At 72.8% G+C, this 19,282-nt stretch carries 17 protein-coding genes; 2 read left to right on the plus strand and 15 right to left on the minus strand.

Annotated features, from left to right (window positions below; all coding sequences use genetic code 11):
* Window positions 1-2: 2 nt before the first annotated feature.
* The 9 genes from FNX44_RS10450 to FNX44_RS10490 form a co-directional block, all read right to left on the minus strand.
* On the minus strand, window positions 3-2,228 hold the full coding sequence (locus FNX44_RS10450) for a molybdopterin oxidoreductase family protein (RefSeq protein ID WP_323369202.1): 2,226 nt from the start codon (window positions 2,226-2,228) through the stop codon (window positions 3-5).
* The gene (locus tag FNX44_RS10455; protein WP_143647754.1) at window positions 2,221-3,597 is read right to left on the minus strand and encodes an MFS transporter; all 1,377 of its coding nucleotides are present in this window, start codon (window positions 3,595-3,597) and stop codon (window positions 2,221-2,223) included. Before FNX44_RS10455 ends, FNX44_RS10450 begins: the two co-directional genes overlap by 8 nt.
* 41 nt (window positions 3,598-3,638) lie before the next feature.
* The gene (ssuE, locus tag FNX44_RS10460) at window positions 3,639-4,172 is read right to left on the minus strand and encodes an NADPH-dependent FMN reductase (protein ID WP_143647755.1); all 534 of its coding nucleotides are present in this window, start codon (window positions 4,170-4,172) and stop codon (window positions 3,639-3,641) included.
* 127 nt (window positions 4,173-4,299) lie between these two features.
* A complete protein-coding gene (locus tag FNX44_RS10465; RefSeq protein ID WP_143647756.1) occupies window positions 4,300-5,151 on the minus strand; it encodes a PAS domain-containing protein in 852 nt (283 codons plus the stop codon).
* Entirely contained in the window at window positions 5,141-5,908 is a 768-nt protein-coding gene (locus FNX44_RS10470; RefSeq protein ID WP_143647757.1) for a thioesterase II family protein, read from the minus strand. Before FNX44_RS10470 ends, FNX44_RS10465 begins: the two co-directional genes overlap by 11 nt.
* A 31-nt stretch (window positions 5,909-5,939) precedes the next feature.
* Window positions 5,940-6,173 carry an acyl carrier protein gene (locus FNX44_RS10475; RefSeq protein WP_143647758.1) on the minus strand — a complete coding sequence of 78 codons (234 nt, stop codon included), beginning with the start codon at window positions 6,171-6,173 and terminating at the stop codon, window positions 5,940-5,942.
* Window positions 6,173-6,745, minus strand: a complete 573-nt coding sequence (locus tag FNX44_RS10480) for a GAF domain-containing protein (RefSeq protein WP_143647759.1) — start codon at window positions 6,743-6,745, stop codon at window positions 6,173-6,175. Before FNX44_RS10480 ends, FNX44_RS10475 begins: the two co-directional genes overlap by 1 nt.
* An 82-nt stretch (window positions 6,746-6,827) precedes the next feature.
* Window positions 6,828-8,021 carry an acyl-CoA dehydrogenase family protein gene (locus tag FNX44_RS10485; protein WP_143647760.1) on the minus strand — a complete coding sequence of 398 codons (1,194 nt, stop codon included), beginning with the start codon at window positions 8,019-8,021 and terminating at the stop codon, window positions 6,828-6,830.
* Window positions 8,018-9,715: an amino acid adenylation domain-containing protein gene (locus FNX44_RS10490; protein ID WP_173019148.1), complete on the minus strand. Its 1,698-nt coding sequence runs from the start codon at window positions 9,713-9,715 to the stop codon at window positions 8,018-8,020. The genes FNX44_RS10485 and FNX44_RS10490 overlap by 4 nt, the downstream gene beginning before the upstream one ends.
* Before the next feature lie 193 nt (window positions 9,716-9,908).
* Between FNX44_RS10490 and FNX44_RS10495 the strand changes: the two genes are divergently transcribed.
* Window positions 9,909-10,175 (plus strand): DUF4235 domain-containing protein, encoded by a 267-nt coding sequence (locus FNX44_RS10495; RefSeq protein WP_143647762.1) that lies wholly within the window; start codon window positions 9,909-9,911, stop codon window positions 10,173-10,175.
* Between the two features lie 78 nt (window positions 10,176-10,253).
* Here the strand turns inward: FNX44_RS10495 and FNX44_RS10500 are convergent, their stop codons facing one another.
* The 6 genes from FNX44_RS10500 to FNX44_RS10525 form a co-directional block, all read right to left on the minus strand.
* Window positions 10,254-10,658, minus strand: coding sequence for an ATP-binding protein (locus FNX44_RS10500; protein WP_143647763.1), 405 nt, complete (start codon window positions 10,656-10,658; stop codon window positions 10,254-10,256).
* Between the two features lie 122 nt (window positions 10,659-10,780).
* Window positions 10,781-11,965 (minus strand): ABC transporter ATP-binding protein, encoded by a 1,185-nt coding sequence (locus FNX44_RS10505; protein ID WP_143647764.1) that lies wholly within the window; start codon window positions 11,963-11,965, stop codon window positions 10,781-10,783.
* 67 nt (window positions 11,966-12,032) lie between these two features.
* Window positions 12,033-12,875 carry a carbohydrate ABC transporter permease gene (locus tag FNX44_RS10510; RefSeq protein WP_143647765.1) on the minus strand — a complete coding sequence of 281 codons (843 nt, stop codon included), beginning with the start codon at window positions 12,873-12,875 and terminating at the stop codon, window positions 12,033-12,035.
* A complete protein-coding gene (locus tag FNX44_RS10515; protein ID WP_438873687.1) occupies window positions 12,875-13,837 on the minus strand; it encodes a carbohydrate ABC transporter permease in 963 nt (320 codons plus the stop codon). Before FNX44_RS10515 ends, FNX44_RS10510 begins: the two co-directional genes overlap by 1 nt.
* Window positions 13,834-15,228, minus strand: coding sequence for an ABC transporter substrate-binding protein (locus FNX44_RS10520; protein ID WP_143647766.1), 1,395 nt, complete (start codon window positions 15,226-15,228; stop codon window positions 13,834-13,836). Before FNX44_RS10520 ends, FNX44_RS10515 begins: the two co-directional genes overlap by 4 nt.
* A gap of 120 nt (window positions 15,229-15,348) precedes the next feature.
* Entirely contained in the window at window positions 15,349-16,365 is a 1,017-nt protein-coding gene (locus tag FNX44_RS10525; RefSeq protein WP_143647767.1) for a methyltransferase, read from the minus strand.
* 231 nt (window positions 16,366-16,596) lie between these two features.
* Here FNX44_RS10525 and FNX44_RS10530 point away from each other — a divergent pair.
* A partial coding sequence (locus FNX44_RS10530; protein WP_173019149.1) for an AMP-binding protein occupies window positions 16,597-19,282 on the plus strand: 2,686 nt, incomplete at its 3' end.

The raw sequence follows: 19,282 nt of genomic DNA on the forward strand, positions 1-19,282 counted from the left end.
GTTCACGACCCCACCTCCGCTCCGCCGCCGGTATCCGCCCCGCCGCCGTTGGCCGGAACGCCGCTGTCATCCGGAACGCCGCTGTCATCCGGAGCGCCGCCAGGGTCCGGTGCGGGGTCCGGGACGGCGTCCAGTCGGACGGCGCTCACCTTGAACTCCGGCATGCCGCTGCGCGGGTCGAGCGCCGGGTGGGTGAAGAGGTTCGCCCGGGCGTCCCCGGCGAAGTGGAAGGGCGCGAAGACGGTGTCCGGCCGCATCGTCGCGTCCAGCCGGACGCGGGCCGTCATGCCGCCTCGCGCGGAGCTGACCCGGACCAGCCCGCGGTCGACGAGTCCGGCGCGGGCGGCCGTGTCCGGGTGGACCTCCACCACCGGCTCGGGCACCGCCCCGGCCAGTTCGGCGACCCGGCGGGTCTGCGCGCCCGACTGGTAGTGGGCGAGCACCCGCCCGGTGGTGGCGAGCAGCGGATAGCGCTCGCTGGTCGGCTCGGCCGGGCCCCGGTGGTCCACCTCGGCGAACCGGGCCCGGCCGTCGGGGTGGTGGAAGCGTTCCAGGAAGAGTCTGGGCGTCCCGGCCGAGGTGGCCGCGGGGGCGGGTCCGTCGTGTGCCGTCGGCGGGTCGGCCGGGCAGGGCCAGTACAGGGCCTCGCCCGCGTCGAGCCGGGGGTAGGAGATCCCGGAGTAGTCTGCGCGGGCGCCCCGGGTCGCGTCCCGCAACTCCTCGAAGACCTCCCGAGCGTCGGCCGGGAAGCGCTCGGCGGGCTGCCCCAGCCGGATGGCGAGCCCGTGGAGCACGTCCAGGTCGCCGCGTACGCCCGGAGGCGGGGGCCGCAGCGCGCGGCGGCGCAGTACCCGGCCCTCCAGACCGGTCATCGTGCCCTCCTCCTCGGCCCACTGGGCGACCGGCAGCACGACGTCGGCGAGGCGTGCGGTCTCGGACGGGACGAAGTCGGCGACGACCAGCAGGTCCAGCGCGGTCAGCCGGTCCACGACGCGGGCGGCGTGCGGGGCGGAGACGGCCGGATTGGAGCCGAACACCAGCAGGGCGCGCGGACCGCCGGGCCGACCGAGCGAGTCCAGCAGCTCGTAGGCGGTGCGCCCGGGGCCCGGCAGCGACTCGGGCGGCACGCCCCACACCCGGGCGACGTGGGCCCGGGCTGCCGGGTCGGTGAGCGAGCGGTAGCCGGGTAGTTGGTCGGACTTCTGGCCCATCTCGCGGCCGCCCTGGCCGTTGCCCTGGCCGGTCAGAGTGCCGTAGCCGCTGCCGGGGGTGCCCGGCAGGCCGAGAGCGAGGGCGAGGTTGAGGTAGGCGGCGGCGGTGTCGGTGCCCTTGCTGTGCTGTTCGACGCCCCGGCCGGTGAGCACGTACGCGCGGTCGGCGGCGGCGAGGAGGTGGACGGCCTCCCGCTGGGCGCCGGCCGGCACGCCGGTGACGGCCTCGACCCGTTCCGGCCGCCAGGCCGCCGCCCGGCGCGCCGCCGCCGGGAAGCCGTTGGTGCGCCGACGTACGTACTCCTGGTCGACCAGGCCCTCGGCCACGGCGACGTGCAGCAGACCGAGCGACAGGGCGAGGTCGGTGCCGGGCGCCGGCTGGAGGTGCAGCGCGGACCGGCGCGCGGTCGCGGTGCGACGCGGGTCGACGGCGACCAGGGCGGCGCGTTCGAGGTGCTGGGTCAGCGGCGGCATGGTCTCGGCCACGTTCGCGCCGGCCAGCAGTACCGCGTCGGCGTCGGCCAGGTCGGTGACCGGGAACGGCAGCCCCCGGTCCACTCCGAACGCCGCGTTGCCGGCCGCCGCGGCGGAGGACATGCAGAAGCGGCCGTTGTAGTCGATCTGCGACGTGCCGAGCGCCACCCGGGCGAACTTGCCCAGCAGGTAGGCCTTCTCGTTGGTGAGCCCGCCGCCGCCGAAGACGGCGACGGAGTCCGGGCCGTGGCGCTCGCGCAGCTCCCGCAGCCGGTCCGCGACGGTGTCCAGCGCGGTCGGCCAGTCGGACTCGGCGAGTCGGCCGTCGGCGCCGCGCAGCAGCGGTCGGGTCAGCCGGTCGGCGGTGGTCAGCACCGCGGGCGCGGTCCAGCCCTTCTGGCACAGCCGACCCCGGTTGACGGGGAAGTCCGTCGGGGCCACCCGGGTGCTGCCGGCGCCGTCGTCGGTCAGCCGGGTGCCGCACTGGAGGGCGCAGTACGGGCAGTGGGTCGTCACGGTCGCCTCGGCGGTCTGCTCATACACGGCTGGCCTCCCGGGTCCCGCTGCCGGAGCTCCGCGTCTGCGGCGCCGCACGCCGCAGGTAGACGCCGCGGATCACCAGCACGCACAGCACGTAGTAGCCGAGGAAGGCGAGGAAGGCCGGGACGCCGGAGCCCGAGCCGTCCGCGTAGGCGGCGAGGAAGGCGAGGTTGATGGCGGCGCCGCCGAGCGCGCCGATCGCCCCGGCGATCGCGATGACCGCGCCGGACAGCCGCCGGGCCCTGGCGAACGCGTCCACGGCGTCGCGACCGCCGGTCACCTCGGCCTCCGCCTGCTTCGCGAAGACCGCCGGGATCATCTTGTAGGTGGAGCCGTTGCCGACGCCGCTGAGGACAAAAAGCGCGGTGAACCCGGCCACGAACAGCGCGAACGAGCCGATCCCGGAGGCCAGCAGCAGCACACCCGTGCCGGCGCCCATGCCGAGGAAGTTCCACAGCGTGACCCGGGCGCCGCCGAGACGGTCGGCCAGCAGACCGCCGAGCGGGCGGGAGAACGAGCCGAGCAGCGGGCCGAGGAAGGTGTAGCCGACGGCCTCCACGGCGGTGGCGTCGAACTCGTAGCGCAGCACCAGCCCGAAGGCGAAGCCGTAGCCGATGAACGAGCCGAACGTGCCGATGTACAGCAGTGAGATCCACCAGGTGTCGCGCACCGCGACGGCCTCCCGCTGGGCGCCCGGCGGGGTGCGCACGGCGGCGACGTTGTCCATCCGCCAGGCCGCCAGCAACGCCACCACCACGATCAACGGCAGGTAGACGGCGGCCACGTAGGACGGATGGGCGTCGCCGACCGTGGAGATGACCGCGAGTCCGACGAGTTGGACGGCGGCCACGCCCAGGTTGCCGCCGCCGGCGTTGAGGCCCAGCGCCCAGCCCTGGTGTCGCTGCGGGTAGAAGGCGGTGATGTTGGTCATCGAGGAGGCGAAGTTGCCGCCGCCCACCCCGGCCACGGCGGCGACCAGCAGGAACGCCCACAGCGGGCTGCCGGGGCGCTGGATCAGCCACAGCGCGAGCAGCGCCGGCACCAGCAGGATCGCCGTGGCGAACACCGTCCAGTTCCGGCCGCCGAACCGGGTCACCGCGTAGCTGTACGGCAGGCGCAGCAGGGCGCCGACGATCGTCGGGGTGGCGACCAGCAGGAACTTCTCGCCTGCGGTGAAGTCGAAGCCGATCTCCGGGGACATGAACAGCACGAGGACGGACCACAGCGTCCAGACCGAGAACCCGACGTGCTCGGAGAGGACGGACAGCACCAGATTGCGGCGGGCGACCCGGTGGCCGTCCCGGTGCCAGGCGTCCTCGTCCTCGGGGTCCCAGTCCGTGAGCCACTTGCCCCTGACGGGCCTGTCAACCATGGCGGTGCGCTCCAACGGGGGGTTCGGATGGGCGGGGCGGATCAGTGGGCGGCGGCAAGCGCCCTGCGGAACTGCTCGACGACCTCGTCCAGGCTCTCGGTGCTCTCCGGCCGCAGCCGCACCCGTCCGCCTTCCGCCGTCAGGTCCCTGTCGAGCAGGAAGTGGCCCTGCACGACGTGCCGGGCGCCGAGCGAGTGCGCCACCGGGCGGAGCGCGTAGTCCAGTACGAGCACGTGGGCGCCGCTGCCGCCGGTGGCCAGCGGCAGCACCACCTTGTGGGTGAAGCCGTACTGTGGCAGCAGATCGAGGAAGACCTTGAGTAGTCCGGAGAAACTGGCCTTGTAGGTCGGGGTGGCCAGTACGATGCCCTCCGCCTGCGCCACGAGGTCGACGGCGCGGCTGATGTCCGGGTCGGTCACGTCCGCGTCGAGCAGGGCGCGCGCGGGCAGTTCGCGTACCCGCAGATGGCCGGTGTGCCACGCGTGCTCGGCGAGCCGCCGCGCCACGTGCTCGCCGACGAACTCGGTCTTGGACGTCGGGGACGGACTTCCGGAGATAACCAGGACCTTGGACACGGACCACCCCTCGGGAGGTAGCGGAAGGCAATCGGGCGCGGACGTCGGGCGCGGGGCTCGCGCGGCGTGCGGCTCGGTGGGTGGGGCGATGCTGAGGAAACCCCACCCACCGAGCGGCCTCAAGGGGTCAGGCCGGCCACCCGAAGGCGCTGACGGTGTCCCGCTCGCGCTGCGGCTCGGGGTCGTTGAAGACGAAGCAGCGGGTGTTGTTGACGTTTCCGTCCTGCGCCTGCGCGGTGGAGAAGATCAGCACGGGCCTCGGGGCGCCCTCCTTGGTGACGAAGTTCGCCCGGAAGTTGATGATCGGGGAGTCCTCGTCCCAGCGGGACAGGAAGTCGTCGAGCAGGCCCTGGTCCTCGTAGATGCGACGGATGTGGTTGCCGACGTACTCGGTGGGCGAGTCGGTGTACTCCACGAGGGCGACGTCGGCCGGATTGGCGTACATGACCTCCCCGTTGAGCCCGATGAGGTGGATGGCCACCGGCGCGACCCGGTAGAACTCCGCCATCACCTCGGCCTGTTCGGCGGTGGGGGCCAGCGAGGGCTGCTCACGCTCGTCGACGGCGCGGATCCAGGTGGCGGCGTCGGAGGAGAGGTCCTCGGGTGTGGTGTTGGAGACCGGCAGCCGCTCGCCGAGCTCCGGCCGGCTCACCCAGTGCACCCGCTCGCCGGTCAGTACGGCGTTCACCCGGGCGTCGCGGTGGGCGTCGCCGTCCGGGCCGCGGAAGGTCACCGCGACGTTGTCGATCCGGCCGGTCTCCTTCAGCCGCTCCAGCAGCCGGGCGGTGCCGTCCTCCCGGCCGTCGACGAGGAGGCGCTTGCCGAGGTGGTCGGCCTCCCCGCCCATGAGCACGGACAGCGCCTTGTTGTGCAGGACGACCGCGCCCGAGGTGTCGGTCACGGCGATGCCCACCGAGCTGTTGCCGATGACGTCGACGAGCTGGTCGACGGAGGGGGTGTTGGTGTGGTCAACCTTCATGTTTCACTCCCGAGTTGGTGGTGTGGTGACGGGGGTCGGTGGGTCGTTCGAGGAGCCGGCGGATCGTGTCGGCGACCGGTTCGGCCGCGGTGAGGTGGTAGTCGTGACCGCCGGGGAAGGTGAAGGAGCCGAGGAAGGGGCCCGTGGTGAAGCGCCGCCACGCCTCCATCTCGACCGGTCGCGCGAACGGGTCGGAGGTCCCGCAGAACAGCGCCAGCGGCGCGCGGACGGAGGCGGTGGTGGGCCGGTACTCGCGGCGCATGCGCAGATCGTGCGCGACCCAGTCGTCGCCCGGGTCCGCGCCGCCCGGTTCGGCCGGCGGCCGTCGGCGCAGCGCCTCGAAGGCCGTCGCCACCAGCGAGCGCGGCACGCTGCCCGGCTCCCGCGCGCCGGACACGCACAGCGTGGCGACCCGGGCGGTGCCGGAGGCCTCCAGCCTGGCTGCGACCTCGTAGGCGAAGAGCGCGCCCAGGCTGTGCCCGAACAGGTGCAGTCGCTGGTCGGTCGACGGATCGAGGAGGCCGACCAGTTCGGTCGTCCAGCGGTCGACCGCCTCGTCGACGGAGGCCGGGGAGGGCTGGTCGGCCAGCCGTCCGCGGCCGGGCGTCTCGCAGTGCAGGACCGCCGGGCCCGGCAGCCGGGCCGCGATCGGCGGATAGGGCGACGTCACGCTGCCGGCGGGCGGCAGGAAGACGACCACGTCGTCCGCCCGCCCCACCTCGCCCTGCTGCGGGACGATCGTTCCTGGGGAAGACATACCGCAACGACTCCCGTCGTCGGTGGTTCGCCTACTGGAGGAGGAAGTTCTTCTCGATGTCCCGCAGCGTGCGGAACGCGCTCAGGTCGACATCGCCGGAGGAGAGCATCTGGCCGCGCAACTCCTCGATGAACAGCACGAGTTCGACGAACTGGAGGGAGTCCACGATGCGGGACTCGATGATGTCGGTCTCGGGGTCGAGGTCGCTGAGGTCGGGGTTCCGTTCCAGCACCCAGGAACGGACGTCCTGCCACGTGGCGTCCATCAGCGCTCCCCTGCCGGGCCGTTCGCCGCGGCGAGCGCGTTGAACGCCGCGAGCCGGTCCGCCACCTCGGTGACCAGGGCCAGCTCGCTCGGGCTGATCACCCCGCGTCGGTGCCGTCCGTCCCGCACAAGCACCAGTGAACCGCCGGCGACGCCCCGGTAGTCGAGGGGCAGGACCACCGCGCTCTCCGCGCCCCACTCGCGCAGCTTCTCCAGCCGCGCCGGGTCCACCTGCTTGGCGAGGCCCTCGTGCGCGCTGATCACCAGGCGGGCTCCGTCGCCGGTCTCGGCGAGTCGGCGCACACCTTCCAGTGCGGCGGTGAACGTCTCCGGGCCGCGGACGACACGTTCGGCGCGGGAGGCCGGCGCGTCCACGCTCAGGGCCGAGGCGAGGAACGGCACACTGACGTCCGCCACCGCCGGGACGACGTCCTTGACCTCCTCGGTCGACCGGATGGTGGCGCTGACGTGCGCGACGAAGCCGAGGGCCTCCTCCGCGGCCTTCCGGCCCGCGATGTAGCGCAGGGCGGTGGTCCAGTTGTCGGTCTGGTTTCCCGGGCTGTTTCCAGGCATGGTCGATCCTTCGGCACGGGGATGGGTGGTCAGGGGCCCGCCCGCGGTGTGCGGGACGGTGGTTCGGCGACGCCGGGCGCGGTCAGTAGAGCCGCACGTCGGGGTCGAGCAGGCAGAGTTGGCCGTCCGCCAGGTGCAGCCGGTCGTTGCTGTAGTTGAGCTTCGCCGAACGCAGGTCGCGCAGCGCCTTCTCCAGGCCGGTGGGCGAGTCCCGCAGGTAGCCGTGGCGCAGGCCGACGGCGTCGATGAGGTCCTCCACCGCGGCGTGGCACTGCTCGGACGCGGTGATCTTCAGGCTGTTGAGCATCAACTGGCTGTTGGTGGCCGCCAGTTCCTCCTCCCTCGTCAACAGGTCCTCGGTACGGCGCAGCAGGGCGTGCACCGTGTCCAGTCGCTGGCGGGCCCGGGAGAGGCGGGTCAGCAGCAGCTCCGAACCCATGTCGAACCGCTTCCGGTTCGCCGGTTCGCGCAGCAGCCGCAGCACCCGGGAGAGCGCCCCGCTTGCCGTGCCCAGCCACGCCGCCGACCAGCCGACGTGGGCGAGCGGCCCGAACACCGTCTGGGCGATCTCGTGGAACGCGCCGTGCTCGCCGACGACCTGGTGGCCGGGGATCGTTCCGGTGATCCGCATCGGCAGGCTGTGCGTGGCGCGCATGCCCAGCGGGGACCACTGGCCGGACGCCTCCCTCTTCAGCTGGTGGGTGTGGGCGTAGACCAGCGACACATGGTGGTCGGCGGTGGCGTACGGGCTGCGCATGGTGATGAGGAAGCCGTCCGCGACGGTGCCGCCGGTGACGATCGGCGCGGTGCGGTCGATCTCCAGGGTGCTGTCGACCTCCCGCAGCGGGGCCTCGGAACGGAAGAGGTGCCCGCCCTTTCCCGCCTCGGTGGTGACCGACGCCAGGTACAGCTCACCGGCGGCCAGCCGGGGCAGCACCTCCTCGCGAAGCGGCGACCTCGCGTACCGCACGAGCGCCTGCGCCTGCTGGCAGTGCATCGTGAAGATCATCGCGATGGACATGTCGGTGCGGCCCATCAGCATGGTGACGTCGACCAGGTCGGTGAGCGTGCCGCCCAGGCCGCCGTCCTCCTTCGGCACCATCAGCCCGAGCAGACCGGTGCGGCGCATCTCCTCCAACGCCCGGAGGGGGAACACCGCCTCCCGTTCGGTCTGCTCCAGCTCCTCCTCGGCGGCGCGGCAGACCGCCGCGGCCCGCTCCAGGAGTGTCGTGTCCGCGGGTGTCGTGTCCGCCTTGACGTGCGCTGCCGTGTTCACAGGGCCCCTTTCCCGGTTCCGGAGGTCGCGGTGGCCGCCGCCAGTGAGCGGAGGTCGATCTTCCCGTTGTGTGTCAGCGGCAACGTCTCCCACTCGCGCCAGCGCCTGGGCACCATGGCCGGCGGCAGGGCGTCCGCGAGGTGCCGGCGCAGCCCGTCCGGCGTCACCGGGCCGCGCACGCTGTAGTGGGCGACGAGTTCGGCCAGTTCGCCCGCGCCGGCGACGGTCACGGCGCAGCGCTCCACGTCCGGATGCCGGCCGAGCACCGCCTCGATCTCGTCCAACTCCATGCGGACACCCGACACCTTCACCTGGCGGTCGACGCGGCCGAGGTAGTGGACCAGCCCGTCCTCGACCCGGGCCCGGTCCCCGGTGCGGTAGATCCGCCCGGTCGGCGAGGCCGGGTCGAACGGGTCGCGGAAGAACGCGCCGGCGGTGGTGGCCGGGTCGTTCAGATAGCCCAGGCCCACACCGGCGCCGCCGATGAAGAGCTCCCCGTCCTCTCCCGGTTCCGCCGCACGCCACACCCCGTCCGCCTCCTGGACCAGCACGTACAGCGCGGTGTTGGCGACGGGGGAGCCGACCGGCAGCCGGGGGCGGCCCAGGTCGGCGCGGGTCACCGTGTGCAGGGTGACGTCGTCGGAGCACTCGCTGGGGCCGTAGGCGTTCACCACCGAGACTCGGGGCAGCGTGTCCAGCGCCCGGGCGGCCACTCCGGCGTGCAGCTCCTCACCGGTCGACAGCAGCCAACGCAGCCGCCCCAGCGTGCCGTCCTCCCGGCGGGACACCTCGTCGGTGAGCCAGCCGATCACGGTCGGCACCAGCTCCAGCACGGTCACGCCCTCGTCGTCCAGCGCGTCCACCAGCCATCGGGGCAGCCGCATGGTGACGTCGTTGAGCACCACCACCCGGCCGCCGACCAGCAGCGGGCAGAGCATCTGCCAGATCGAGATGTCGAACACCAGCGGGGCGGTGAAGGCGAGCGCGTCCTCCGGGCCCAGTGCCAGATCGTCGACCTTCGACCACAGGTGGTTCATCAGCCCCTGGTGCTGCACCATCGCGCCCTTGGGCCGACCGGTGGTGCCCGAGGTGAAGATCACGTAGCGGCACTCCAGCCGCCGGTCGGCGCCGTCCGGCTCTGGCAGCGGGAGCGTCGCCGCGTCCTCGGTGGGCGGGGTGAGGGTACGAGCGCCCAGGTCGTCGGCGGCGGCCCGGGCGGCCTCGGCCCGCCCGCCGCGCGAGTAGTCGACCAGCACCGAGACCCGGCCGCGGTCCAGCACGTCGCGCACCCTGCTCCGAGGCCAGGCCGGGTCGATCGGCAGATAGGCCGCGCCCAGACTCTCCAGGGCCAGGTACACGATCGGCGTCTCCGCGCTGCGCGGACCGACGGCGGCGACCACGTCGCCCGCCCCGACTCCGTGGTCCAGCAGCGCGCCGCGGGTCGCGGCCACCCGTGCCAGCAGGTCCCGGTAGCTCAGTCGGCGCTCACCGTCGACGATCGCGCAGCGGTCGGGCCGGGCACGGGCGTGTCCGACGACGTGGTCCAGCAGTGCGGTCGCCGCGTCCAGTTCCAGGCTGTGGCGCAGCGCCAGCCGGTCGACGCGCGCCGACGTGCCGGGCGCGAGCGGGAGGTCGGCGAAGGGCGGCGGTCGGTCCGCGCCCTGAGGTTGGGCGGGTTGGGCCTGGGTGGTCACTTTCCCTCCAGGTTCCGGTGTGCGGGGCGTGGCGGCACAAGGGCGCCGCCGCCTTTGTGCCCCGGCGGTTCCCTCGCGCCTCCAGCGTCGGAGACGGCTGTCGAGAGCGAGCAGAGCTTTTGCTCAACACCGGTGGACCGGCGGCTGCCGGGTGGGGACGTTTCACGAGGTGGGGAGCGGTTACCCGACCGCCATGCAGAAGTCGAAGATCCTCTACCGACCGGTGGGCATGGTCTCCGGAATGGTCGGCGGAATGCTCGCGGGCGCCGCCTTCCGCCGTCTGTGGCGTCTGATGGGCCACGACGACGAGGCGCCCGGGCCGATGGACGAGGAACGCGGCTGGCAGGAGGTGCTGCTCGCGGCGGCCGTGCAGGGGGCGGTGTTCGCCCTGGTCAAGGCGGCGGTGGACCGTGGCGGCGCCACGGCGGTACGACGCGTGACGGGCACCTGGCCGGGCTGAACCGCGGCACCCGGGTGGGCGACGCCCCGGGCGGTTGACGCCCCTGAGGACTACCGTGCGGCGCCGGCCGGGGCTTTCTCAGGCAGGCTGGGTCATGGTCGCGCGGATGCTCTTGCCGCCGGAGCGGGAGCGGGTCACCACCACGCTGGTCGCCAGTCGGCAGACCATCGGCCAGCCGTGTCCGCCGGGCTCGGTCCTGGGCGGCACACCGGCGCCCGGCAGTGCCACCGGCAGCCTGCGGCTGGCGTCCTGGACGGTGACGACCACGCCGTCCGGCCCGGCCGCCACCTCGAAGCCGGTGAGGCCGCCGGCGTGCCGCAGCGCGTTGGCGACCAGTTCCGAGACCACCAGCAGACAGTCGTCCACCAGCTCCCGCGAGCGCCCGCGCAGCACCTCACGCGTGAGGTCGCGGGCCTCCGCGCCGGAGCGGGGGACCCCGTGCCACGCGCCCCGCGGGGCCCGGTCCGTGACGGGACCGCTCATACGCCCCACCTCCTGGCTCACTCGCGCCGGTCGGCCGACCGACTGCCCTTCAACCGCTCTCCTGCCCAGCCGCGCGCGTATCAGGCCGCCCCAGCGGCAGGTGTGACGCGCTCGCGGGTCGCTCAGGCGTCGGCGGTGAGGTTCCGGCCGCTGTCCGGGTCGAAGACGAGGAAGCGGTCGGGGTCGAACCAGATGTCCATCCGCTGCTTCTCCTGCGCATCGGTGGCCGACGACAACCGGGTGACCAGCAGCGACGTGCCGCCGGTCGGCACGTCGGCGGAGCCGGTCACACTGGCCAGGTCGGTGAGCTGCTGGGAGCGGGCGCCCTCGCCCTCCAGTGCGAAGTGCGCGTACTTCTCCGAGCCCAGCGACTCCAGCACCTCCACCGTGTTGGTGAAGACGGCCCCCTCCTCGCGGACGTGCTCCTCGACGAGCGCGGCGTCCTCGAAGTGCTCGGGTCGGATGCCGGCGATCAGTTCGCGCGGGGCGTCGGCGTCCGCCAGCAGTCGGCGCAGCCGGGCGGTCAGCGGCACCTCGCCGATGGGCGTGTGCAGCCGGTTCGCCTCGACGGTGACCGGCAGGAAGTTCATGGACGGTGAGCCGATGAAGCCGGCGACGAACAGGTTGGCCGGCCGGTCGTAGAGCTCCTGCGGGGCGCCGATCTGCTGGACGATCCCGGCCTGGAGCACGACGATGCGGTCGCCGAGCGTCATGGCCTCGGTCTGGTCGTGGGTGACGTAGACGGTGGTGGTCGCCAGGCGGTTCTGGAGCCGGGAGAGGGCGGTGCGCATCTGGCCGCGCAGCTTCGCGTCGAGGTTGGACAGCGGCTCGTCCATCAGGAACGCCTTCGGGCTGCGGACGATTGCCCGGCCCATCGCGACCCGCTGCCGCTGGCCGCCGGAGAGGTTGGCGGGCCGCCGGTCGAGGTGTTCCACCAGGTCGAGGACTTCGGCGGCCTCCTCGACCTTCGTCCGCACCACCTTGTCGTCGACCTTCGCCAGCCGCAGCGGGAAGGCCATGTTCTCCCGGACGGTCATGTGCGGGTACAGGGCGTAGGACTGGAAGACCATCGCGATGTCGCGGTCCTTGGGGGCGCGTTCGTTCATCCGGGCGCCGTCGATGCGCAGCTCGCCGGAGGTGATGTCCTCGAGCCCGGCCACCATGTTCAGGGTGGTGGACTTCCCGCAGCCCGACGGGCCGACGAGGATGACGAACTCCCCGTCGGCGACCGTCAGGTTCACCTCCGACACGGCGAGGGCGCCGTCCGGGTAGCGTTTGGAGACCGCGTCCAGAACGATCTCGGCCATGTCGGGTACCTCCCGTGTCGTGGGCGCCGGTGCGCGTCGTGGGGTGGGGTGCGGCGCGGGCGTGGCGTCAGCCCTTGACCGCGCCGGAGGTGAGTCCGGCGACGATGCGACGCTGGAAGAAGAGGACGAACACCACGATCGGGACCGTGATCACCACGGCCGCCGCCGACACCGTCCCGGTCGGGTCCTCGAACTGCGAGGCGCCGGTGAAGAAGGACAGCGCCGCCGGCACCGTGCGCGACGCCTCCGAGGAGGTGAGCGAGATCGCGAAGAGGAAGTCGTTCCAGCAGAAGATGAACACCAGGATGGCGGTGGTGAACACACCCGGCGCGGCCAGCGGCGCGATGACCTTGCGGAACGCCTGCGCCGGTGTGGCGCCGTCCATCTTCGCGGCCTTCTCCAACTCCCAGGGGATCTCCCGGAAGAACGCCGAGAGGGTGTAGATCGCCAGCGGCAGCGCGAAGGTGATGTACGGCACGATCAGGCCCGGCCAGGTGTCGAAGAGCCCGAGCGCCCGCTCGATGTTGAACAGCGGCGTCACCAGCGAGATCTGCGGGAACATCGCGATGAGCAGCGACACCCCGATCAGCGCGCGTTTGCCGGGGAACTCCAGCCGGGCCACGGCGTACGCGGCCATCGTCGCCAGCAGGACGGCGATCGTGGTGGAGATCAGGGCGATGCCGATCGAGTTCACCAGCGCTCGGACGAACAGACTGGTGTTGAAGATGTCCGCGTAGTTCTCCAGCGTCCACTGGCGGGGGATCAGGTTGCCGTCGCCGATCGTCTCCTTCGTCTTGAAGGACAGCGAGGTGATCCACAGCACCGGCAGCAGCGCGTAGACCACCACCACCGTGTTGACCAGGGCCCACTTCCCCTTCGCCGAGGCGCCGGTTCCGCTCGGGAAGGCCATCAGCGATCACCTCCTCGTGCCGGTGCGGCGGTGCCGAACAGCTTGACGAAGACAAACGCGATGACGGCGACGGCCAGGAAGATCAGTACCGACATCGTCGAGCCGATGCCCAGGTTGAGGCCTCTGATGAGGTTGTTGTAGGTGAGCATCGAGACGGAGGAGGTGTCGTTGGCCCCGCCCGTGAGGACGAAGATGTTGTCGAAGATCCGGAACGCGTCGAGGGTCCTGAAGAGCAGCGCGACGAGGATCGCGGGTTTCATCACCGGCACGGTGACCTTCACGAACCGCTGCCAGCCGCCGGCGCCGTCCATGGCCGCCGCCCGCAGCAGGTCGTCCGGCACCAGCGCGAGGCCGGCCATCAGCAGCAGCGCCATGAACGGCGTGGTCTTCCACACCTCGGCGAGGATGATGATCGCGATCGACGCGGCGCGGTCGGTCAGCGGCGCCGACCCCGGGGCGAAGGTCTCCGCGAGGTAGCCGGTGCCTGGCGTCCAGGCGTAGTACCAGGAGAACGCGGCGACGACCGTGACGATGCCGTACGGGACCAGGGTGACCGTGCGCACCAGGCCGCGGGCGAGGAGCGTGCGGTACATCGTGATGGCCAGCAGCATGCCCAGGACGAGTTCAATCAGCACCGAGACGACCGTGATGATCAGCGTGACGGTGAAGGCCGTCCACCAGTAGGAGTTGCTCAGCACGGCCGCGTAGTTCGACAGGCCGACGAACTCCTGGTCGCCGGGGAAGCGCAGGTCGTAGCGGTGCAGTGACAGCCAGAACGAGTAGACGATCGGCCAGCCGGTAACGGCCACCATCACCAGTGCCGCCGGCGCGCACAGCATCCAGGCCAGGCGGCGTTCGGCGCGTTTGCCCTCGCTGGGCCGCCGGCTGCCGCCGCGCTTCCCGGCCGGGGGCGGCGGCGGGGCGGGCGGTTCCCGCCGCGACGCGGAGTCGATGGCGCTCACGGGAGGACCCCCTGGGACTTCAGCGCCGCGTCCAGTTCCTCACGCAGCCGCTCGGCCGTCCGCTCCGGATCGATGGCCGAGGGCGGCGAGAGGATCTTCGCGGTGACGGTGGACAGGTTCTGGTAGACGGGTGTCAGCGGGCGGACGGCGGCCTCCTCGAGCGCGGCCCGGATGGTCTCCTTCGGCGGGTACTCGGTGGCCATCGTGGGGTTGGTCTCCGGGTCCGCCGGCCGGTCGGGGTCGAGCGGCGTATCGTCGTCGTAGACGGTCTCGATGCTGGGCGGCAGGCCCGAGCGCAGCGCCTGGAACTTCTGGCTCTCCGCGCTGCGCAGGCACAGGGCGGCCTCGAAGGCGGCGGGCTTGTTCCGGGAGTAGCTGCTGACCGCGAGGTTGTAGCCGCCGGCGGTGGCCCGGCTGACGTCGCCCTCCTCGAAGACCGGGTAGCGCGCCCAGCGGAAGTACCGCAGGTCGTCCGGCTTCTCCTGGCGGTAGGAGGCGTAGACGTAGGGCCAGTTGAACTCGAAGGCGCCACGGCCCTGTTGGAACGCGAGCCGGACCTCGTCCTCCCGCTGGTTGGTCAGCGAGGGGCTGGTGACGCCGGAGGTGGTGAGCCGCTTCAGCAGCCGCAGCGCCTCCACGACGCCCTCGTCGACGACGGCTTCGGTGCCGTCGTCGGACAGCAGGGTGCCGCCGGCCGAGGCGACCAGGCTGTTGAAGAACACGACCAGGCCCTCGTACTGGGCGCCCGTGAACAGCACCTGGTAGGGGCGGCCGTCCCGGCGCAGCCGCTGGGCGGTGCGGATCATCTCGTCCCAGGTGCGCGGCGGCTCGGGGGTGATCCGGTTGTCGTACCAGAGGAGCTGGATGTTGGTGTTCTTCGGGGCGCCGTACACCCGGTCGTTCCACACGGCCGTCTCCAGCGGGCCGGAGAGCACGTCCCTGACGGCCTCCTCCCGGTGCTCGCCGGTCCACTCCTCGATCCAGCCCGCCTCGGCGAACTCCGGGATCCAGGTCACGTCGAGACCGAGGACGTCCAGCCCGGTGTCCTCGGCGGCCAGCCGCCGGACCATCTGTTCGCGCTGGCCGTCCGCGTCGCGCGGCAGCTGGTTGTAGACGATGCGGTAGCGGCCGTCGGCCTCGGCGTTGCAGCGGTCGACGACCTCCTGCAGTCCTTCCTCGGGGGAGATGTAGAGGTTGATCTCCCGAGTTGCGGAGCCGTCGGCGCAGCCGCCCGCCAGCAGCACGGCGGCCAGCGCGGCCGCCCCGGCGGCGCGCAGCCCGGCCGTCCGCGACCGCGCGCGCCGCGGCGGGCGGCGCCCGGGCCGTCCGGTGGCCGGCCAGGGGGACCCGGAAGAGGGGTCACCGGATGCTCCCGTCCGGGACGTCGCCATCGGCCTCGGCCTCCTCGCGCGTGTCCGTGATGTGCGCCAGGCGTCAGTGTGCCGTAGAACGTCCGGGGAAGCGTGGAAGTGGGAGGTGGTGTCCGATTATTCCGGTGTCGGGGCCGCTTGCTACTTCGTGGCGACCAGCAGCGGGGAGGGGGCGAGTACGTCGTAGGTGGTCACCTCGCGGAAACCGGCGTCGGTCAGCCAGCGCCGGTAGTCGCTCATGGTGAAGACGTCCCCGTCGCGGGAGAAGAGCAGCAGGTCGGTGGCCGCGAAGACCAGCGGGATGTCGGGCCCGCTGCGGTCGTCGTCGGGGATCATGTCGCCGATCAGCAGGGTGCCGCCGGGACGCAGCGCGGCGTACGCCCGCTCGATGAGGTGGCGGCCCCACTCCGGGCCCTCGGTGTGCACGATGTACCCGAGCGTCACCAGGTCGTAGTCCTCGCCGAACGGCACCCGGCGGATGTCGCCCGTCAGGTGCTCGTACCGGTCGGCGACCCCGAAGCTCCGGGTGAACGTCCGGGTCACCTCGGTGACTTCGGGATGGTCCACGGTGGTGACCCGGACCTCCGGGCGGGCCAGCGCGAACGCCAGCGACCAGGCACCCGAGCCCGCCGCCACGTCCAGCACCCGGTCGACGCCGGCCAGGGTGCTCTCCGGGAGGGCCGCCACCGCCGCCCGGGCGGCGCCGAAGCTCATCGGGAACCAGGCGGAGACCAACTGCGGGAAGTTCTCGCGCCCGTCCGCCTCCTCCTCCCAGCGGGCCACCGGCTCGCCGGAGCGCACGACCTCCGTCAGCCTCGACCAGCTGTCCCACAGCAGCCGCGTCTCCCGGCACATGTCGCCGAGGTAGGAGGGGGAGTCCTGTACGAGGAACCGCCGTGACACGGCCGTGAGCTCGTAGCCGCCGCCGTCGTCGGGGTCGAGGTAGCCGAGCGCGGTGAGGGCGTCGAGCACCCGGGCGGTGGCGCGCGGGTCGCAGTCGGCCGCGGCGGCCACCTGCGCCGCCGAACGGGCACCGGCCGCCAGGTGCGAGAAGAGGCCCAACTCCACGGCGGTGAGCAGCACCTGGGTGGCGCGGGGCGCCCACAGGTCGTCGATGATCTGCTCCGGCGTGGCGAAGTCGCCCGACTGGCTTGGCACGGTCGCGGTGTCCTTCCGGCGAGGTCGCGGCCCTCCGCCGGACGGACCCTGGTTGGTCGGCCGCCGCCGGCCGGGGCCCGGGCAGCTCGTATGATATCGCCTCGGCCGTCAAAGGCCCCGTGTGTGAGCCCTGTTGAGCAGCGCAAACGGCCATGGAAGACGCTGAGGCGCGCTGCCGTCGGGGCACGCGGGCGGGTGAAGCAGCCACACCGTCGAACAAGGGATGAGGACATGACCGCCAGCACCCCGCACGACGTCGCACGGACCGCCCGCCCGCTGCCGCAGGTACTGCGCGAGCACGCCGAACGCGCGCCGGGCGAGACGGCGTTTGTCTTCCCCGCCTTCGACGAGAGCACCGGTCTCGAACTGCCTCCCGTCCGTCTGACCAGGGGCGCGCTCGACCGGGCCGCCCGGGCGCTGGCCGCGACGCTCCAGGCGGACGGCGCCGGCGGCGGCCGGGTCCTGCTGCTGCTCCCGCCGGGACCGGACTTCGTGGTCGGGCTGTTCGCCTGCTACTACGCCGGTTGCTGCGCGATCGCCTGCCCGCCTCCGACGGCCGGTCGGCCGGTGGGGCCCGAGGACCGCTTCGCGCAGCTCGGCGCGGACGCCGAGGTCGCCGCCGTGGTGACCGTGCCCGGCGTCGAGAGCGAGGAGACCCGGGCCGCGTGGGCGGCCGCGGGCGCGCCCACCGCCGCGCACTGGCTCACGCTGCGGGACACCGCCGTGGTCGGCGGCGGCGCCGCGCCCGAGGAGTGGGCGCCGCCGGCCCCGGACGGCGCCGCGCTCGCCCTGCTGCAGTACACCTCGGGATCAACGGGCGCGCCCAAGGGCGTCATGGTCTCCTACGCCAACCTGCTGGAGCAGCTGCGGGTCTTCCGCGACCTCGCCGAACTCCCGGCGGGCGCGGACGTGGTCACCTGGATGCCCGTCTACCACGCCCTCGGCATCGCCGGCACGGTCACCATGTCGCAGTTCGTCGGCGGGCGCTGCACGCTCCTGACGCCCGACGACTTCATCGCAGAACCGTTTCGCTGGCTGAAGGCGGTCTCCGACGCGACCGCGCCCGTCCTCAGCTGCGGCCCGAACTTCGCCTACGACCGCTGCGTCGAGCGCGTCACCCCCGAGCAGCGCGAACAACTGGACCTCGGCCGCTGGCACGCCGCGTTCAACGCCGCCGAACGCATCCAGCGCCGCACGATCGAGGAGTTCACCACCGCCTTCGCCCCGCACGGCTTCCGGCGTGCGGCGTGGTTCCCCGGCTACGGCCTCACCGAGGTCACCCTGGGCATCAGCGGCCGACGCGGCCCCGACCCGCTGGCCCTCACCGTGGACGCCGCCGCGCTGGAGAAGGGCCGCGCCGACAACCCGGCGGCCCACGGCGCCCGTACGCTCGACCTCGTCGGCTGCGGTCCCGCGCACCCCCGGGTGCGGATGCTGCTCGTCGACCCGGCCACCCGCACCGAGGTACCCGACGGCGAGGTGGGCGAGGTGTGGATCGCCGGCGACGTCGTCAACCAGGGCTATTGGCGGCGACCCGAGCAGACCGAGGAGACCTTCACCGGACACCTCGCCGACGGCGACGGCCCCTACCTGCGCTCCGGCGACCTGGCGTTCCGCCACTCCGGCGAGATCGTGATCTGCGGCCGGTCGAAGGAACTGATCATCATCCGGGGGCGCAACATCCACCCGCAGGACGTGGAGGCCGCCGCCCGCCGCGCCCATCCGGCGCTCGCCACCGCCCCCGCCGCCGCGTTCTCCGTCGACGGCGAGGAGGGCGAACGGCTGGTGCTCGTCCAGTCGCTCCCATCGCCGGAGTCGGACGACCTCGACCTCGCCGCGCTGGCCGCCGACGTCCGCACCGCCGTCGCCGCCGACCAGGAGGTCGAACCGCACGAGGTGCTGTTCGTCCGTCCGGCCGACATCCCGATGACAGGCAGCGGGAAGATCCGCCGCACCACCTGCCGGCAGACCTACCTCGACGGCGGCCTGGCACCACTGCACACCGGTCGCACCCGCCCCGCCGGCGGCGAGCGGGCCCCCGCACCGACCACCGCCGCCGCCTCGCCGCTGCGCGACATGGTGCTTGCCCTGCCGCCGGAGCTGCGGCAGGCGGTCCTGGTCACCGAGGTGCGGCGGCGGGCCGGCGCGCTGCTCGGCCGTGCCGTCGACGACGTGCCCGCCGACCGGCCGCCGGCCGCCCTGGGCCTGGAGTCGCTGCGCTCGGTGGAGCTACGGCACGGCCTGGCACGGGACTTCCGGGTCCCGCTCCCGATGGCCGACTTCCTCGGCGGCGACCTGAACGCCGTCGGCGCCCTCCTCGCCCGCGGCCTCACCGCCCCCACCGCGACGGAGGCCGAGGCTCCGGACGGCGACACGCCCGCCGGAGCCGTGGACCCGCAGTGGCCGCCGCTGGTGCCGGACCCCGACCACCGCCACGACCCGTTCCCGCTCACCGAGATCCAGCACGCCTACCTCACCGGCCGCAGCGACGCCTACGAGCTGGGCGGCACCTCCATCCACCTCTACACCGAGCACGACCACCCCGACCTCGACGTGCCCCGGCTGCGCCGCGCGCTCGACGCGCTGGTCCGGCGGCACGAGATGCTGCGTGCCGTGATCTCCTCCGACGGCACCCAGCGCGTCCTGCCCGAGGTCGGCGCGGTGCCCGTCACCGAACACGACCTCAGGGACGCCCCGGAGCCCGAACGCGCCGCCCACCTGGAACGTCTCCGCGACCGACTCAGCCACCAGGTCATGCCGTCGGACAGCTGGCCGCTGTTCGACGTGCACGTCACCAGGCTGGCCGGCACCCGCTGCCGGGTGCACCTCGGCATCGACCTGCTGATCGCCGACGTCGCCAGCGTCCGTATGTTCTTCCTCGAACTCGGTGAGCTGTACGCGGCGCCCGACCCGGACG

Origin of the sequence: Streptomyces alkaliterrae, from assembly GCF_007097205.2 — a bacterium.
In the GTDB taxonomy this organism is placed as follows: domain Bacteria; phylum Actinomycetota; class Actinomycetes; order Streptomycetales; family Streptomycetaceae; genus Streptomyces; species Streptomyces alkaliterrae.

What these genes read in the sequence shown, in the direction of transcription:
- FNX44_RS10455 (WP_143647754.1), bottom strand. Translation starts at nt 3,597, where the DNA reads ATGGTTGACAGGCCCGTCAGGGGCAAGTGGCTCACGGACTGGGACCCC.
- FNX44_RS10465 (WP_143647756.1), bottom strand. Translation starts at nt 5,151, where the DNA reads ATGAAGGTTGACCACACCAACACCCCCTCCGTCGACCAGCTCGTCGAC.
- FNX44_RS10470 (WP_143647757.1), bottom strand. Translation starts at nt 5,908, where the DNA reads ATGTCTTCCCCAGGAACGATCGTCCCGCAGCAGGGCGAGGTGGGGCGG.
- FNX44_RS10475 (WP_143647758.1), bottom strand. Translation starts at nt 6,173, where the DNA reads ATGGACGCCACGTGGCAGGACGTCCGTTCCTGGGTGCTGGAACGGAAC.
- FNX44_RS10480 (WP_143647759.1), bottom strand. Translation starts at nt 6,745, where the DNA reads ATGCCTGGAAACAGCCCGGGAAACCAGACCGACAACTGGACCACCGCC.
- FNX44_RS10495 (WP_143647762.1), top strand. Translation starts at nt 9,909, where the DNA reads ATGCAGAAGTCGAAGATCCTCTACCGACCGGTGGGCATGGTCTCCGGA.
- FNX44_RS10500 (WP_143647763.1), bottom strand. Translation starts at nt 10,658, where the DNA reads ATGAGCGGTCCCGTCACGGACCGGGCCCCGCGGGGCGCGTGGCACGGG.
- FNX44_RS10505 (WP_143647764.1), bottom strand. Translation starts at nt 11,965, where the DNA reads ATGGCCGAGATCGTTCTGGACGCGGTCTCCAAACGCTACCCGGACGGC.
- FNX44_RS10510 (WP_143647765.1), bottom strand. Translation starts at nt 12,875, where the DNA reads ATGGCCTTCCCGAGCGGAACCGGCGCCTCGGCGAAGGGGAAGTGGGCC.
- FNX44_RS10520 (WP_143647766.1), bottom strand. Translation starts at nt 15,228, where the DNA reads ATGGCGACGTCCCGGACGGGAGCATCCGGTGACCCCTCTTCCGGGTCC.